This window comes from Citrobacter sp. wls615, assembly GCF_005281355.1.
GTDB classification, from domain to species: domain Bacteria; phylum Pseudomonadota; class Gammaproteobacteria; order Enterobacterales; family Enterobacteriaceae; genus Citrobacter; species Citrobacter werkmanii.
In genome coordinates, this window is record NZ_SZXM01000087.1 from 133,678 (window position 1) to 150,250 (window position 16,573).

A 16,573-nucleotide genomic window follows, 5' to 3' on the forward strand; every position below is an offset into this window, starting at 1 on the left:
AATTAGCGGTCCACATCTGACATAACAAAATCAATACTACCCAGATGGACGATAAGGTCGGACACCAGGCTGCCACGTACCGCTACCGGGATCTGCTGCAGGTGCGCATAGCTCGGGGTACGGATACGAGTACGATAACTCATGGTGCTGCCATCGCTGGTCAGGTAGTAACTGTTGATACCCTTGGTCGCTTCCACCATCTGGAAGGACTCGTTTGCCGGCATAACCGGTCCCCACGAAACCTGCAGGAAGTGGGTGATCAGGGTTTCGATATGTTGCAGCGTGCGCTCTTTCGGCGGCGGCGTCGTCAGCGGGTGATCCGCTTTGAACGGGCCTTCCGGCATGTTGTTGAGGCACTGCTCAAGGATGCGCAGACTCTGGCGCAACTCTTCAACTTTCAGCATTACGCGGGTATAGCAGTCGGATACGCCGCCGCCAACCGGAACTTCAAAGTCAAAGTTTTCGTAGCCAGAGTATGGACGGGCTTTACGCACGTCGAAATCAATACCGGTCGCACGCAGCGCGGCACCGGTACAACCCCAGTCCAGCGCTTCTTTCTTGCCATAGGCGGCAACGCCCTGGGAACGACCTTTCAGGATGGTGTTACGCAGTGCGGCTTTCTCGTAGGAATCCAGACGTTTTGGCATCCAGTCGAGGAAGTCACGCAGCAGCTTGTCCCAACCGCGCGGCAGATCGTGTGCGACACCGCCGATACGGAACCAGGCCGGGTGCATACGGAAACCGGTAATCGCTTCTACGACGTCATAGATTTTCTGACGGTCGGTAAAGGCGAAGAAGACCGGCGTCATCGCGCCGACGTCCTGAATGAACGTGGAGATGTACAGCAGGTGGCTGTTGATACGGAACAGTTCAGACAGCATCACGCGAATCACGTTGACGCGATCCGGCGTGGTGATGCCCGCCAGTTTCTCAACCGCCAGTACGTAAGGCATTTCGTTGACGCAGCCGCCGAGGTATTCGATACGGTCAGTGTAAGGAATGTAGCTGTGCCAGGACTGACGTTCACCCATCTTTTCAGCGCCACGGTGGTGGTAGCCGATGTCAGGTACACAGTCGACGATTTCTTCGCCATCAAGCTGCAGCACAATACGGAACGCACCGTGAGAAGACGGGTGGTTAGGACCGAGGTTGAGGAACATGAAGTCCTCGTTTTCGGTGCTACGTTTCATGCCCCAGTCTTCGGGTTTGAAGGTCAGAGACTCCATCTCCAGATCCTGTTTGGCTTTGGTCAGCTCAAACGGATCGAATTCGGTCGCACGCGCCGGGTAGTCTTTACGCAGCGGGTGACCTTGCCAGGTATGCGGCATCAGCAGACGCGTCAGGTGCGGGTGACCTTCGATATCAATGCCAAACATTTCCCAGGTTTCACGCTCATACCAGTTGGCGTTCGGGAACAGTTTGGTAAACGTCGGTACACGCAGATCGTTTTCAGACAAAGCCACCTTGAGCATGATATCGCGATTGCGTTCAATGGAAATCAGGTGATAGAAAACGGAAAAATCCGCGGCAGGTAACCCTTCGCGGTGCGTACGCAGACGTTCGTCCATGCCGTGTAAGTCAAACAGCATGACGTAAGGTTTCGGCAGTTTCTTTAAGAAATCGCCAACTTCCAGTAATTGTTCACGCTTGACCCAAACAACGGGTACCCCGGTGCGAGTCGCCTGAACGGTAAAGGCATCCGGCCCAAAACGGTTGCGCAGTTCGCCAATGACTGGGTCATCAAGGTGATCCCGTGTTTGCCATACAGCGTCTTGCGCGGTTAAGTCGGTCATATTGTTCACCATTGCAAATGGTCCGTGGTAGTCGGCAGTGCTTCGCGCTATTTATGTAGTGATAAGCGAAGGAAGGGCTGCTGCCGACATGCGCAAATTAAATCTCGTCTGGTGTACGAAGATTCGTTACAGCAATACGTTCGCCGCGTTTACGCTCGCGTTCTGACTGCATATTGGCGCGATAAACGCCCTGATCGCCAACCACCCAGGAGAGCGGACGGCGTTCTTTGCCAATGGAATCCTGCAGCAGCATCAGAGCCTGCATATACGCTTCCGGACGCGGCGGACATCCCGGGATGTACACATCAACCGGAATAAATTTATCAACGCCCTGCACCACAGAATAGATGTCGTACATACCGCCGGAGTTGGCGCATGCGCCCATGGAAATAACCCATTTTGGTTCCAGCATCTGATCGTAGAGGCGCTGAATAACAGGAGCCATTTTGGTAAAGCAGGTTCCAGCCACGACCATCAGGTCAGCCTGACGCGGCGAGGCACGCAGTACTTCCGCACCAAAACGGGCCACATCGTGCACGGCGGTAAACGAGGTCACCATCTCAACGTAGCAGCAGGAAAGGCCAAAGTTATATGGCCAAATTGAGTTTTTACGGCCCCAGTTAACCATGTCATGGAGCTTACCCATGAACACATTTTTATTAACTTCTTGCTCCAGGGGGTCGGTTACGATCTCCTGTTTTTGCAGGGGGTAACGGTCGTTCTCACCGTTAGGATCTATGCGGGTGAGCGTATAATCCATCTTAATGCCTCGCGGTTAGCGTTGACGATTAGCGATACTGTTCGTTTCCGGGTTCATACGCTCGCGGCGTGAACGCGCGGGCGTCCAGTCCAGCGCGCCAATACGCACCAGATAAACCAGACCAGCCAGTAACACAAAAATAAAAATTGCAGCTTCCACAAAGCCAATCCAACCGCTTTCACGGATAGATGTTGACCATGCGAACAGATACAGCGCTTCAACGTCGAAGATAACGAAGAACATGGCTACCAGATAAAACTTGGCAGACAGGCGCAAGCGGGCGGTGCCGACCGAGTCGATACCTGATTCAAACGGCACGTTTTTAGATCTCGCGCGCGCGCGACCACCTAAAAACCAGCCGCCGACGAGCATCAGGCAGCACAGGCCAATGGCGACAATAAGAAAGATAGCGAATGCCCAGTGATGAGCGATGATTTCAGTGGATGTTGACATACTCATTGCTTACTCATCAAAAGTAGCGCCAAATTCTCTGCTCTTTTCGGCAGATGAACGCCACATCGATTCATGGGGAGGAATAAAAAAAACCTTACAATCACTGTAGAAAACCATTTTATACAGCCAATTGATGGGGTTTTTTACTCCTTTCTATAACCTTTTGTCAACTTTAACAAAAGTTTCCTCACATTATTTTACACTGTTCCAACTTCATTAACATAAAGTGCTGTTTAGACCCATTTCGATCGCATCATCGGTCTTTTTTAATGTTGTTGAATCGTGTCCGTAGTGAAGTAAAAAAGATAATACACGTCTATTTTGACAGGAATTCACACTAATGCCTCCCCCTAAATGGGAGTATTTTCTTGATCTGTGACACGCTTTTGTTAATTCACCATAAAAAACAGCAACAATTTCTCTAGTTTTTTAACATGGAAACAATTAACACTTCTGCTGCTTATTTTTCACCCTGTTTGCAGGCTGTTTTTTTACCCGCTGATTTTGTTAAGTTTTAGTATAGCAAATGACATAAACCAACGTTATTTACTTAAAAAAAGAGCCGCTGGATGTTTTTTCATCATTAGCGGCTCTTTTTTTACACTTACATTTTAAAACGTTTTTTGTGACGCGTTACTCGAAGTCCCCTTCAACAAGGAGCGAATCATCTCCCCCTTCGGGGGTAAACTGATTGTATTGCCAAGGATTTTGATAAGTCTGCATCGAGTTAAAGATAACCTGAGCTAAATCATTTTGCGTAGCCGGATCGCAGCACAACAGATACTCGGTATCAGGCAGTGGCGGTAATCCGTCCGCCGCGCCCAGTACGCGTAAATCAGGACTCATCATTTCAACGGGACGCGCAGTAACGCCCAGACCGGCTTTGACCGCAGCACGAACCGCAGGCAATGTTGAAGCAACATACGCTAAGCGCCACGGGATCTGTGCAGCATTCAGCGTTGCCAACACCATATCGCGGAACGGGCTCGGATCGTCCAGCAGAACCAACGGAACCGGCTCACCTTTTTGCAGGATATATTCAGCTGCACAATACCAGTGCGTCGGTGAAGTGCGCAGATTCAGGCATTCAAAATCGCCCGGACGGTTAGTCGTTACCACCAAATCCACTTCTTGCGACTTCAGCATATCCACCATATAGGCGTTGCGCTTGACCCTCACATCCAATGCAAGCTTCGGATAAACCGAACTTATACGGTTGAGCAGGAAAGGCAGTATAGTATCGGCAGATTCATCAGAAGCTCCGATAGTTAACACTCCCTGAAGATTGTTAAACATTAATGATGAGCATGCCTCATCATTAAAACGCAAGATTTTTCTGGCGTAACCCAACAGCTGTATACCATGTTCGGTCAGCAGTTTGTTGCGTCCATGGCGCGCGAACAACTCTTTCCCCACGAGTTGCTCAAGACGCTGCATTTGCTGACTCACCGCAGACTGAGTGCGACATACCGCAGCTGCCGCAGCCGCGAAGGTATTCAGGTCGGCAACAGCAACGAAGGTTCTCAGCAGATCGAGGTCGAGGTTAATTATCGGACGATTTGCATTTATCATAGTTTTTCACTTACTCGCGGGTCATACCGTGTTAATGCTGTGCATTCAGAATCAAACAACTCCATTTGTTATCTGCCTGCCTTCCTTGCAGTTTCGCTTAGTGTAACCAAGTGAAAATAAGGATGTATTTGGTTTAACAAACGAAACAATTCTCTTTCTACGCTATATAATAACCGTGACACTCATCGGAATATAGCAACGAGAAAGGGCCATATTTTTAGCTGCTGGATGATTCTGACTAATGGAAAACATGTAAATTTAAAAAAAGTTAACGAACAATAATTTACACATTAAAAACTAACTTTTCAGTATGTTAGGAACAACCAACAAACATTTGAATTATCGTAAAATTCTTACTACGCACCATTTCATGAGACTTATCTTAACCTAAAACCACTATATTTATAAGTGTTATCGCGAATAATTCGAGGCAACAAGGCGTTATGTCAGAACTGAGGTTTTCGTATTATTAGTCCATTAAAATTAATGCGATTTAAATATTAAATAATAATTAATTAAGAATCCCTCAATTCATTAATTATGCTTAACAATGAATTCACACCGTACCACGCGCGGATCAGGCCGATAACAGCCCTCGCAGATAAAACCTCAGTATTTTCGAATGACGTCATACCGCTTATGTGTCGGCGATCTTTTGCTTTACAGAGTTAAGTTTTTTTGACCAGACAAACCACCACACCTAAACCAACACCACAAAACATATCACCAATATAATACAATTAACCAGATTATTATTTCATGATAATTGCGTTATTTAGTTATTAACAGTTAATTATAACTTCATGGATTTTCAAAATCTTCTACTAAAGACCCTTCAAAACTTACCGTCGTGGGAGTACATTGTGCTGGGCTGACTTCCATGGCAGGGAGTGGCATTCACAGCTAAAAAGGTCAACGTTCATGTCCCCCATTGAAAAATCCAGCAAATTAGAAAACGTCTGTTATGACATTCGCGGCCCGGTTCTGAAGGAAGCAAAGCGCCTGGAAGAAGAAGGCAATAAAGTTCTGAAACTGAACATCGGCAACCCGGCGCCATTCGGGTTTGAAGCGCCAGATGAAATTCTGGTTGATGTGATCCGCAATTTGCCAACAGCGCAAGGATATTGCGACTCAAAAGGTCTCTATTCAGCCCGTAAAGCGATCATGCAGCATTACCAGGCCCGCGGGATGCGCGATGTGACCGTGGAAGATATCTATATCGGTAACGGCGTTTCCGAATTGATTGTGCAGGCCATGCAGGCATTGCTGAACAGTGGGGACGAAATGCTCGTTCCGGCACCTGATTACCCGCTGTGGACGGCGGCGGTATCGCTCTCCGGCGGTAATGCCGTGCACTACCTGTGTGACGAATCATCTGACTGGTTCCCGGACCTGGACGACATTCGCGCAAAAATTACCCCGCGCACGCGTGGGATCGTCATCATTAACCCCAACAACCCAACCGGCGCTGTTTACTCCAAAGAGCTGCTGATGGAGATTGTTGAAATTGCTCGCCAGAACAATCTCATCATTTTTGCGGACGAGATTTACGACAAAATTCTCTACGATGACGCTGAACACCACTCGATCGCCGCAATGGCTCCGGACCTGCTGACTATCACCTTCAATGGCCTGTCAAAAACCTATCGCGTTGCCGGTTTCCGTCAGGGCTGGATGGTGCTGAACGGGCCGAAGAAACATGCCAAGGGGTACATCGAAGGTCTTGAGATGCTGGCCTCTATGCGCTTATGTGCTAACGTTCCGGCGCAACATGCGATTCAGACCGCGCTGGGCGGATACCAGAGCATCAGTGAATTTATCATGCCTGGCGGGCGCCTGTATGAACAACGCAACCGCGCCTGGGAGTTACTCAATGATATTCCCGGCGTCTCCTGCGTGAAACCGCGCGGCGCGCTGTATATGTTCCCAAAAATCGACGCTAAACGCTTCAACATTCATGACGACCAGAAAATGGTGCTCGACTTCCTGTTGCAGGAAAAAGTGCTGCTGGTTCAGGGAACGGCGTTCAACTGGCCGTGGCCGGATCATTTCCGCATCGTCACGCTCCCGCGCATTGACGATATCGAAATGTCGCTGAGTAAATTTGAGCGCTTCCTGTCAGGGTATCACCAGCTGTAATAAAACACGGGCTGTTGGATCAGTATGACGAGTATTTGCATCTGACAGCCTTCTCTGCGCACAATGACTCACAGGTTGCCATCATATAAGGGTCGTTATGAAGCAGAGCCACTTTTTTGCCCACCTCTCCCGCCTGAAGCTCATTAACCGCTGGCCGCTGATGCGCAACGTGCGCACCGAAAACGTGTCCGAGCATAGTTTGCAAGTTGCCATGGTCGCTCATGCGTTGGCCGCGATTAAAAACCGTAAATTTGGTGGTCAGCTTAATGCAGAGCGCATTGCCCTGTTGGCAATGTACCATGATGCTTCAGAGGTGCTGACCGGTGACCTCCCTACCCCGGTAAAATACTTCAACTCACAAATCGCCCAGGAATATAAAGCGATAGAGAAAATTGCCCAGCAAAAGCTGGTCGATATGGTGCCCGACGAGCTGCGCGATATTTTTGCTCCGCTGATTGATGAACATGCTTACAGCGAAGAAGAGAAATCTATCGTCAAACAGGCCGATGCGCTGTGCGCCTATCTGAAGTGTCTGGAGGAACTTTCGGCGGGCAATAATGAGTTCCTATTGGCGAAAACGCGGCTGGAAAAAACGCTGGAGTCGCGGCGCAGCGAAGAGATGGACTATTTTATGGAGGTGTTTGTCCCGAGCTTTCACCTCTCATTAGATGAGATCAGCCAGGATTCACCGCTTTAAACGATTTTGCCGGATGGCGACGTCAACGTCTTATCCGGCACATAAAAATCAAAACGGGAACAGCATCGGGATCATCACCACGCACACCGCCATCACGATCACCGTAAACGGCACGCCAATTTTCACGAAATCGCTAAAGCTATAGTTACCCGGTCCCAGCACCAGCGTGTTTACCGGCGAAGAGACCGGTGTCATAAAGGCTGCGGATGCCGCCATTGCAATCACCATCGCAAAAGGATACGGCGAAACCCCCATCGACTTTGCCGCCGCCAGGGCGATTGGCGCCATGAGTACCGCCGTTGCAGTGTTAGAGATAAATAACCCGATGCTCGCGCACAGGACGAACAGGCAGCCCAGCATCATGTACGGGCCATACCCGCCGCCAACGTCCATCAGTCCTTTTACCACCAGATCGACACCGCCAGTTTTTTGTAGCGCCAATGCGAAGGGCATCATCCCGACGATCAAAATAATGCTTGGCCAGTGAATCGCTTTATAGGCGCTTTCGGCATCGATACAGCGGAATTTCCCCATCAGCAGGCAGGCGATAATTGCGGCAACCGTATTAGGAATTTCATCGGTAAGCATCAGGGCGACCATCAGCACCAGGCAGAAAATGGCATGCGGCGCCTGGCTGTGCGCCGGGGAAGCTTCACTGACCTCAGCTGGCATGTTCAACACCACGAAGTCGCGCCCTTTTTGTCCCAGCAGTGTGATGAGCTTCCAGTTACCCACCACCAGAATGATATCCCCCATCAGCAACGGTTCATCCACCACCGCGCCTGCCAGCGCCGTACCATCGCGTTTCAGGCCGACCACATTCAGACCGTAACGCGTACGAAAGGCTATCTCCCGTACCGTTTTGCCAATCAGTTCCGATTCTGGGATCAGTGAGATCTCGGCCATGCCCACATCCAACGCCTGCTCGGAGAAGTATTCCCCGCGCAGCACCATCGGCTCCAGCAGTTGCTCACTGCAAAATTCTCGCAGATCAACATCCGCTGCAGACATATCAATCAGCAGCACGTCACGGGCGCGAAACTCAGAAACCCCGTTAACGTCAACAATCACGCGACGAAAGCGCCGCCAGCGCTCCACACCAATCACGTTTGCTCCGTAACGCTCACGCAGTTTCAGGTCGTCCAGACGCTGGCCAATCATCGGTGAACCAGGGCGAATAGCCAGACGGCGGGCACGCCCCGTAAGGCGATACTCTTTGATTAAATCGCGAAAAGTCCGGCGTTTCCAACCGTCTCCTGGCTGCCCGGAATCTTCGCCCTTCAGCATAAAGCGCATCAGCAGCATATAAATTATGCCAAGCACCAGAACCACCAACCCCAGCGGAGTGACGCTAAAAAAGCTGAAACCGTTAAGTCCTTCGCGTAGCAACTCACTGTTGACGACCAGGTTTGGCGGTGTCGCCACCAGCGTCATCATGCCGCTTATCAATCCGGCAAAGCTCAGCGGCATCATCAGACGTGAGGGAGAAATTTGCATGCGCATGGAAACGCTTAAGACAACCGGTATAAAGATAGCAACCACGCCGGTCGAACTCATAAACGCACCGAGCCCGGCCACGGTTATCATCAGCAACACCAGCATTTTGACTTCACTGCTGCCGGCGACCTTCACCAGCCAGGCCCCCATCACCGTCGCCACCCCGGTACGCACCAGACCGTCGCCGATAATAAATAAAGCCGCGATCAAAATAACGTTAGGATCGCTGAACCCGGAAAAAGCTTCTGTGATGCTCAATGTTCCACTCAGAACAAAGGCAATAATGACCAGCAAAGCGATCGCGTCCATACGCACTCTGCCAGTTGCAAACAAGACGACGGCAATCGCCAGCAATGAGAGAACCCATATCAATTCACCGTTCACAACATATCCTTGTTAAATGAGAGGGATGGACCGATTCTGCCATAAAAAAGCCCCAACAATCTGGGGCTAAATCATGATCAGGTATTTCTTACAACGACCACATTTCCGTTGGGCTGTTTGGTGACAGAAATATGTTCCAGACTGGTCAGCGAAAAATCGACCTCATCCAGACGCGGCGTGTCCGCTGGCGCATTTACCGCTATTACATGGCACCCTGCAGCCAGTCCCGAGAGCACCCCTGCGGGCGCATCCTCGACTACCGCGCATTCCTGTGGCGCCAGGCCCAGTAACTGAGCGCCTAACAGATAGGCGTCAGGCTCTGGTTTACCTCTTTTTACCCGTTCGGCAGTGACAAACACCTCAGGAGCAGGAAGTCCTGCGACACGATGGCGCGCCCGTGCGACCGGCATTGATCCTGAAGTCACAATCGCCCATGGGATGCCCGCTTTGTTGAGATGGTTGAGCAAATCAACCGCCCCTGGCAGCGCGGTGATCCCCGCGGTTTCCGTCGCTTCGATCTGCTCCAGGCGGGTGAACTCCGCAGCGATCTCCGCCTCGGACTTGCCCACCATAAAGTGTCGCAGGGAGGTAATGGCCTGCTTACCATGAATAAAGCCGAGCACCTCGGCGTGATCGAGGCCAAAACGATCGGCCCAGTTGCACCACGCGCGTTCTACTGCGGGTAAGGAATCGACCAGCGTTCCATCCAGATCAAACAGAAAACCTTTGCACTGCACGCTCGCCCCCTCAGGCATTAATGATTTGGTTAATTTCATTCGCGCTCAGGTGATACTGGCGCGGGCAAGAGTGCCAGACATTCAGCATACGCTGATATTTTTCCCACATCGGGGTCTGGGCGTTGAAACCATGCGTACCCGCATCGAAGTGGGTATAACGCCCTTCCACATTGACCATAAAACGAACGTACCCGAGGAAACGGGCTTCCGTTGCGGCGTCAAAACCGAGGAAGGTCACGCGTCGCTCATCAATAGACTGCGCGTCTTTTAGATTGGTCCAGGAGACATGTAATGCGTGATACATCTCCATAATATCGATAATCGTACGACAGGTTTCTTCCGTCAGCTCACCAAACTCACGATCCAACTCACGCATCTGCAAGCCGTAACCGCGTTCAATAATCGTCTGCAAACGACGATAACGCTCGGCGTTAGTGGGATCGAGCATAGTCATCATTTTGTACTGATTCGACAAAATCAGACGTTGAGCGTTGGTCATTTCCATTTGGGACTCCTGTATCACTACTACTGCGATGAAAAAAAAGAAGGCATCTTGTGCCTTCTTTTATATGCGTAATCAGGGGTCAATTACAAATCATCGAGGAAAGTTTTATCCAGTTGTTTGAAGGCGCGCTTAAGCGTGTCAGCCAGCGCCTGATAATCAGGCTTTCCTTCTACCGGAGCGAGCGCCTGTCCGGCCTCTTGCAATTTACCCCGAACTTCGTAGAACCAGTTGAGTATTGAAGGCGGCAGCGGCGTGACAGAACGCTTACCCAGCCACCACATGCCCTGCATCGGCAGGCTGAGTGCAAACAGCGCTGTCGCCACGGCCGGTCCCAACTGCCCGCCTAAAGCAATTTGCCAGCATAAGGTGAAAACAGCGATGGGCGGCATAAAACGGATTGCGTAACGCGTCATGCGGATCACGCGGTTCTCAACAAACACGGGCGCGAGGCGCTTTTCCATTGGCCACGTCTTCGCATAGTGCTGCCCCCGGCGAAACAAACTAAAAAAATTGACGGAACGATTATCCGGTGTCGACATGGCGGTTACCTCAACTTCACATATAAAAATTAAAAAATTTGTGCAAAACAACAACTACAAGGGACATCGTTCAAAACATTTTGTCTTTGATACCCACATTCAGGTATCCTGTGCCGGCCTGTAAGGCCTTTAGTCCAAAATCATTGAGTCGTCAAATTGGCATACAGTATGCCACTGGCTGAAAAATACGCAAAATGACATAGACTCAAAGGTATTTATTCCATCGTGCCCAAAAAAACTATGGCGCATGATGTTAATCATAAACGTCGGTGTCATCATGCGCTACGCTCTATGGCTCCCTGACGTTTTTTTAGCCACGTATCATAAATAGGTACTTCCATGTCGAGTAAGTTAGTACTGGTTCTGAACTGCGGTAGCTCCTCACTGAAATTTGCCATCATCGATGCAGTAAACGGTGAAGAATACCTCTCTGGTTTAGCCGAATGTTTCCATCTCCCAGAAGCACGCATCAAGTGGAAAATGGACGGCGGTAAACAAGAAGCGGCTTTAGGTGCAGGCGCCGCTCACAGTGAAGCGCTGAACTTTATCGTTAACACTATTCTGGCACAAAAACCAGAATTGTCTGCGCAATTGACCGCTATCGGTCACCGTATCGTACACGGCGGCGAGAAGTATACCAGCTCTGTGGTTATCGATGATTCTGTTATCCAGGGCATCAAAGATTCTGCCTCTTTCGCACCGCTGCATAACCCTGCTCACCTCATCGGTATCGCAGAAGCGCTGAAATCCTTCCCAAGCCTGAAAGACAAAAACGTGGCTGTATTCGACACCGCGTTCCATCAGACTATGCCGGAAGAGTCTTACCTCTATGCTCTGCCGTACAGCCTGTACAAAGAACACGGCGTTCGTCGTTACGGCGCGCACGGTACCAGCCACTTCTTTGTTACTCAGGAAGCGGCAAAAATGCTGAACAAACCGGTTGATGAACTGAACATCATCACTTGCCACCTGGGCAACGGCGGTTCTGTATCTGCTATCCGTAACGGTAAATGTGTTGATACCTCCATGGGTCTGACCCCGCTGGAAGGTCTGGTGATGGGTACGCGTTCCGGTGACATCGACCCGGCGATCATCTTCCACCTGCACGACACCCTGGGCATGAGCGTTGACCAGATCAACAAAATGCTGACCAAAGAGTCCGGCCTGCTGGGTCTGACCGAAGTCACCAGCGACTGCCGTTATGTTGAAGATAACTACGCAACCAAAGAAGACGCTAAACGTGCAATGGACGTTTACTGCCACCGTCTGGCGAAGTACATCGGTTCTTACACTGCGCTGATGGATGGTCGTCTGGATGCGGTTGTCTTCACCGGTGGTATCGGTGAAAACGCAGCGATGGTTCGTGAACTGTCTCTGGGCAAACTGGGCGTTCTGGGCTTTGAAGTTGACCACGAACGTAACCTGGCCGCACGTTTCGGCAAATCTGGTTTCATCAACAAAGAAGGTACCCGTCCTGCGGTGGTTATCCCAACCAACGAAGAACTGGTTATCGCGCAAGACGCGAGCCGTCTGACTGCCTGATTTCACACCGCCAGCCTAGCTGGCGGTGCTGTTTTGTAACCCGCCTGAAATGGGCGGTAACGAAAGAGGATAAACCGTGTCCCGTATTATTATGCTGATCCCTACCGGAACCAGCGTCGGCCTGACCAGCGTCAGCCTCGGCGTGATCCGCGCTATGGAACGCAAAGGCGTTCGTCTGAGCGTCTTTAAGCCAATCGCTCAGCCTCGTGCCGGTGGCGATGCGCCAGACCAGACTACTACTATCGTTCGTGCTAACTCTAACCTGCCAGCTGCTGAGCCGCTGAAGATGAGCCACGTTGAATCTCTGCTCTCCAGCAATCAGAAAGATGTGCTGATGGAAGAGATCATCGCGAATTACCACGCGAACACCAAAGATGCTGAAGTCGTACTGGTTGAAGGCCTGGTCCCAACCCGTAAACATCAGTTCGCGCAGTCTCTGAACTACGAAATCGCGAAAACGCTGAATGCGGAAATCGTCTTCGTGATGTCTCAGGGCACCGATACTCCGGAACAGCTGAACGAGCGTATTGAACTGACTCGCAGCAGCTTCGGCGGCGCGAAAAACACCAACATCACTGGCGTTATCGTTAACAAACTGAACGCGCCGGTTGATGACCAGGGCCGTACTCGCCCGGATCTGTCCGAGATTTTCGACGACTCTTCCAAGGCGCAGGTGATCAAAGTTGATCCGGCTAAACTGCAAGAATCCAGCCCGCTGCCGGTTCTGGGCGCGGTGCCATGGAGCTTCGATCTGATCGCTACCCGTGCAATCGATATGGCGCGTCACCTGAACGCCACCATCGTTAACGAAGGCGATATCAACACCCGCCGCGTGAAGTCTGTGACTTTCTGCGCACGCAGCATTCCGCACATGCTGGAGCACTTCCGCGCAGGTTCTCTGCTGGTGACTTCTGCCGACCGTCCTGACGTGCTGGTTGCAGCATGTCTGGCAGCGATGAACGGTGTAGAAATCGGTGCACTGCTGCTGACCGGCGGCTACGAAATGGACGCGCGCATCAACAAACTGTGCGAACGTGCATTCGCTACCGGCCTGCCAGTATTCATGGTGAACACCAATACCTGGCAGACCTCTCTGAGCCTGCAGAGCTTCAACCTGGAAGTTCCGGTTGACGATCACGAGCGCATCGAAAAAGTTCAGGAATACGTTGCTAACTACATCAACGCTGACTGGATTGAATCTCTGACCGCGACCTCTGAGCGCAGCCGTCGTCTGTCTCCGCCGGCGTTCCGTTATCAGCTGACCGAGCTGGCGCGTAAAGCGGGCAAACGCGTTGTTCTGCCGGAAGGCGACGAACCGCGCACCGTTAAAGCGGCTGCTATCTGTGCTGAACGCGGTATCGCTACCTGCGTTCTGTTGGGTAACCCGGACGAGATCACCCGCGTTGCGGCCTCTCAGGGCGTTGAGCTGGGCGCTGGCGTAGAAATCGTTGACCCGGATGTGGTTCGCGAAAGCTACGTTGCTCGCCTGGTTGAGCTGCGTAAGAACAAAGGCATGACCGAAACCGTTGCCCGCGAACAGCTGGAAGACAACGTGGTTCTCGGTACCCTGATGCTGGAGCAGGACGACGTTGACGGTCTGGTTTCTGGTGCCGTTCACACCACCGCAAACACCATTCGTCCGCCGCTGCAGTTGATCAAAACTGCGCCGGGTAGCTCTCTGGTGTCTTCCGTGTTCTTCATGCTGCTGCCGGAACAGGTTTACGTTTACGGTGACTGTGCGATCAACCCGGATCCAACTGCTGAACAGCTGGCAGAAATCGCCATTCAGTCCGCTGAATCCGCCATCGCCTTCGGTATCGAACCGCGCGTTGCGATGCTCTCCTACTCCACCGGTACCTCTGGTGCAGGTAGCGACGTAGAGAAAGTTCGCGAAGCGACTCGTCTGGCGCAGGAAAAACGTCCTGACCTGATGATCGACGGTCCGTTGCAGTACGACGCCGCAGTTATGGCTGACGTAGCGAAATCCAAAGCGCCGAACTCGCCGGTTGCAGGTCGCGCTACCGTGTTCATCTTCCCGGATCTGAACACCGGTAACACCACCTACAAAGCGGTACAGCGTTCTGCCGACCTGATCTCCATCGGGCCAATGCTGCAGGGTATGCGCAAGCCGGTGAACGACCTGTCCCGTGGCGCGCTGGTAGACGATATCGTCTATACCATCGCCCTGACCGCGATCCAGTCTTCCCAGCAGCAGTAATTTGCTGCAGTGTGCCGGATCTCTTATCCGGCAACACCTCTGCTTATCAAACCGGAAATAGCTGATATTTCCGGTTTTTTTATATCTGTTTTTTCTTTGGTACATTCTGAAATATTTGCCAGGATGCGCTGCATCAATGAATAACTATTCTTCTGTTTGCATACTTACTCTCTTTTGCATTGCAACAGGGATAGTCTTTCATGTCAGCAGTCACAGAATCACAGCCAGCCAAAAAATGGGCGATGCCCGATACGCTGGTGATTATTTTTTTCGTCGCCATTTTAACCAGCCTGGCGACATGGGTAGTTCCGGTCGGGATGTTCGACAGCCAGGAAGTGCAGTATCAGGTTGATGGACAGACCAAAACCCGTAACGTTGTCGACCCCCACTCTTTTCGTATTCTGACCAACGACGCGGGTGAAGAGCAGTATCACCGGGTGCAGTTTTTCACCACCGGAGATGAACGCCCCGGCCTGATGAATTTTCCGTTTGAAGGGTTAACCTCCGGCTCTAAGTTCGGCACGGCGGTTGGTATCATCATGTTTATGCTGGTGATTGGCGGCGCATTTGGCATCGTTATGCGTACCGGAACCATTGATAATGGCATTCTGGCGCTCATTCGTCATACGCGGGGTAACGAAGTTCTGTTTATCCCGGTGCTGTTTATTCTCTTCTCATTAGGCGGCGCGGTGTTTGGCATGGGCGAAGAGGCGGTTGCTTTTGCCATTATCATTGCGCCTTTGATGGTACGCTTAGGTTACGACAGTATCACCACCGTGCTGGTCACCTATATCGCTACCCAAATTGGTTTTGCCAGTTCATGGATGAACCCGTTCTGCGTGGTGGTCGCGCAGGGTATTGCAGGTGTCCCGGTGCTCTCTGGTTCCGGTCTGCGTATCGTAGTATGGGTCGTTTCGACCCTGATAGGGTTGACCTTCACCCTGGCCTACGCAGCGCGCATCAAAAAAAATCCGCTTCTCTCCCGGGTACATGAGTCCGACCGCTTCTTTCGTGAGCAGCAGGACGAGGTTGTAGAACGACGCTTCACGCTGGGCGACTGGCTGGTATTGCTGGTACTGACCGCGGTGATGATTTGGGTCGTCTGGGGCGTTATCGTCAACGCGTGGTTTATTCCTGAGATCGCCAGCCAGTTCTTCACGATGGGACTGGTGATTGGCATCATCGGTGTGGTGTTCCGTCTCAACGGTATGACGGTCAACGTCATGGCATCTTCCTTCACTGAAGGTGCGCGAATGATGATTGCTCCCGCCCTGCTGGTCGGTTTCGCCAAGGGCATATTACTGCTGGTCGGTAACGGAGAGGCGGGCGAAGCCAGCGTATTAAATACCCTGCTGCACAGTATTGCCAACGGTATCAGCGGGCTGGATAACGCTATCGCTGCATGGTTTATGCTGCTGTTCCAGGCGGTATTTAATTTCTTCGTTACGTCCGGCTCTGGCCAGGCTGCATTGACCATGCCGTTATTAGCGCCGCTGGGCGATCTGGTTGGCGTAAACCGTCAGGTCACCGTACTGGCCTTCCAGTTTGGCGACGGATTCAGCCACATTATCTATCCGACGTCGGCATCATTGATGGCAACGTTAGGCGTTTGTCGGGTGGATTTTCGTAACTGGCTGAAAGTAGGTGCCACGCTGTTAGGCCTGCTGTTTATTATGTCCAGCGTGGTGGTGATTGGTGCGCAGATAATGGGTTACCATTAAAAAATGATTGCCCGGC

At 51.5% G+C, this 16,573-nt stretch carries 13 protein-coding genes; 5 read left to right on the forward strand and 8 right to left on the reverse strand.

From position 1 onward, the window contains the following. Window positions 1-2: 2 nt before the first annotated feature. From nuoC to lrhA, 4 genes are all read right to left on the reverse strand, one after another. Window positions 3-1,805 (reverse strand): NADH-quinone oxidoreductase subunit C/D, encoded by a 1,803-nt coding sequence (nuoC, locus tag FDX04_RS22835; protein ID WP_137360955.1) that lies wholly within the window; start codon window positions 1,803-1,805, stop codon window positions 3-5. An 85-nt stretch (window positions 1,806-1,890) separates the two neighbouring features. Next, window positions 1,891-2,553 carry an NADH-quinone oxidoreductase subunit NuoB gene (gene nuoB / locus FDX04_RS22840; protein WP_003028075.1) on the reverse strand — a complete coding sequence of 221 codons (663 nt, stop codon included), beginning with the start codon at window positions 2,551-2,553 and terminating at the stop codon, window positions 1,891-1,893. A gap of 15 nt (window positions 2,554-2,568) precedes the next feature. Continuing rightward, window positions 2,569-3,012: an NADH-quinone oxidoreductase subunit NuoA gene (gene nuoA / locus FDX04_RS22845; protein ID WP_003028077.1), complete on the reverse strand. Its 444-nt coding sequence runs from the start codon at window positions 3,010-3,012 to the stop codon at window positions 2,569-2,571. A 627-nt stretch (window positions 3,013-3,639) separates the two neighbouring features. Next, window positions 3,640-4,578 carry a transcriptional regulator LrhA gene (gene lrhA / locus FDX04_RS22850; RefSeq protein WP_042307095.1) on the reverse strand — a complete coding sequence of 313 codons (939 nt, stop codon included), beginning with the start codon at window positions 4,576-4,578 and terminating at the stop codon, window positions 3,640-3,642. Between the two features lie 921 nt (window positions 4,579-5,499). Between lrhA and alaA the strand changes: the two genes are divergently transcribed. Both alaA and yfbR read left to right on the forward strand, forming a co-directional pair. Beyond that, the gene (gene alaA / locus FDX04_RS22855; protein WP_005129483.1) at window positions 5,500-6,717 is read left to right on the forward strand and encodes an alanine transaminase AlaA; all 1,218 of its coding nucleotides are present in this window, start codon (window positions 5,500-5,502) and stop codon (window positions 6,715-6,717) included. A gap of 97 nt (window positions 6,718-6,814) precedes the next feature. After that, window positions 6,815-7,414: a 5'-deoxynucleotidase gene (gene yfbR / locus FDX04_RS22860; RefSeq protein ID WP_042307093.1), complete on the forward strand. Its 600-nt coding sequence runs from the start codon at window positions 6,815-6,817 to the stop codon at window positions 7,412-7,414. 48 nt (window positions 7,415-7,462) lie between these two features. Here the strand turns inward: yfbR and FDX04_RS22865 are convergent, their stop codons facing one another. The 4 genes from FDX04_RS22865 to yfbV all read right to left on the reverse strand — a co-directional run bounded on the left by FDX04_RS22865 (window position 7,463) and on the right by yfbV (window position 11,076). Next, window positions 7,463-9,295: an SLC13 family permease gene (locus FDX04_RS22865; RefSeq protein ID WP_038642308.1), complete on the reverse strand. Its 1,833-nt coding sequence runs from the start codon at window positions 9,293-9,295 to the stop codon at window positions 7,463-7,465. 77 nt (window positions 9,296-9,372) lie between these two features. Beyond that, entirely contained in the window at window positions 9,373-10,050 is a 678-nt protein-coding gene (locus tag FDX04_RS22870; protein WP_087051296.1) for a sugar phosphatase, read from the reverse strand. After that, window positions 10,043-10,537, reverse strand: coding sequence for a YfbU family protein (locus FDX04_RS22875; protein WP_006683652.1), 495 nt, complete (start codon window positions 10,535-10,537; stop codon window positions 10,043-10,045). Before FDX04_RS22875 ends, FDX04_RS22870 begins: the two co-directional genes overlap by 8 nt. Window positions 10,538-10,620: 83 nt before the next feature. Further along, window positions 10,621-11,076, reverse strand: a complete 456-nt coding sequence (gene yfbV, locus FDX04_RS22880; protein ID WP_038642312.1) for a terminus macrodomain insulation protein YfbV — start codon at window positions 11,074-11,076, stop codon at window positions 10,621-10,623. Window positions 11,077-11,415: 339 nt separating this feature from the next. On the opposite strand from yfbV, the gene ackA reads away from it, so the two are divergent. The 3 genes from ackA (at window position 11,416) to yfcC (ending at window position 16,557) form a co-directional block, all read left to right on the forward strand. Next, window positions 11,416-12,618 (forward strand): acetate kinase, encoded by a 1,203-nt coding sequence (ackA, locus tag FDX04_RS22885; protein WP_042307090.1) that lies wholly within the window; start codon window positions 11,416-11,418, stop codon window positions 12,616-12,618. A 76-nt stretch (window positions 12,619-12,694) separates the two neighbouring features. Continuing rightward, window positions 12,695-14,836, forward strand: a complete 2,142-nt coding sequence (pta, locus tag FDX04_RS22890) for a phosphate acetyltransferase (protein WP_042307087.1) — start codon at window positions 12,695-12,697, stop codon at window positions 14,834-14,836. Window positions 14,837-15,036: 200 nt separating this feature from the next. Continuing rightward, a complete protein-coding gene (gene yfcC, locus FDX04_RS22895) occupies window positions 15,037-16,557 on the forward strand; it encodes a putative basic amino acid antiporter YfcC (protein WP_137371503.1) in 1,521 nt (506 codons plus the stop codon). Window positions 16,558-16,573 lie beyond the last annotated feature (16 nt).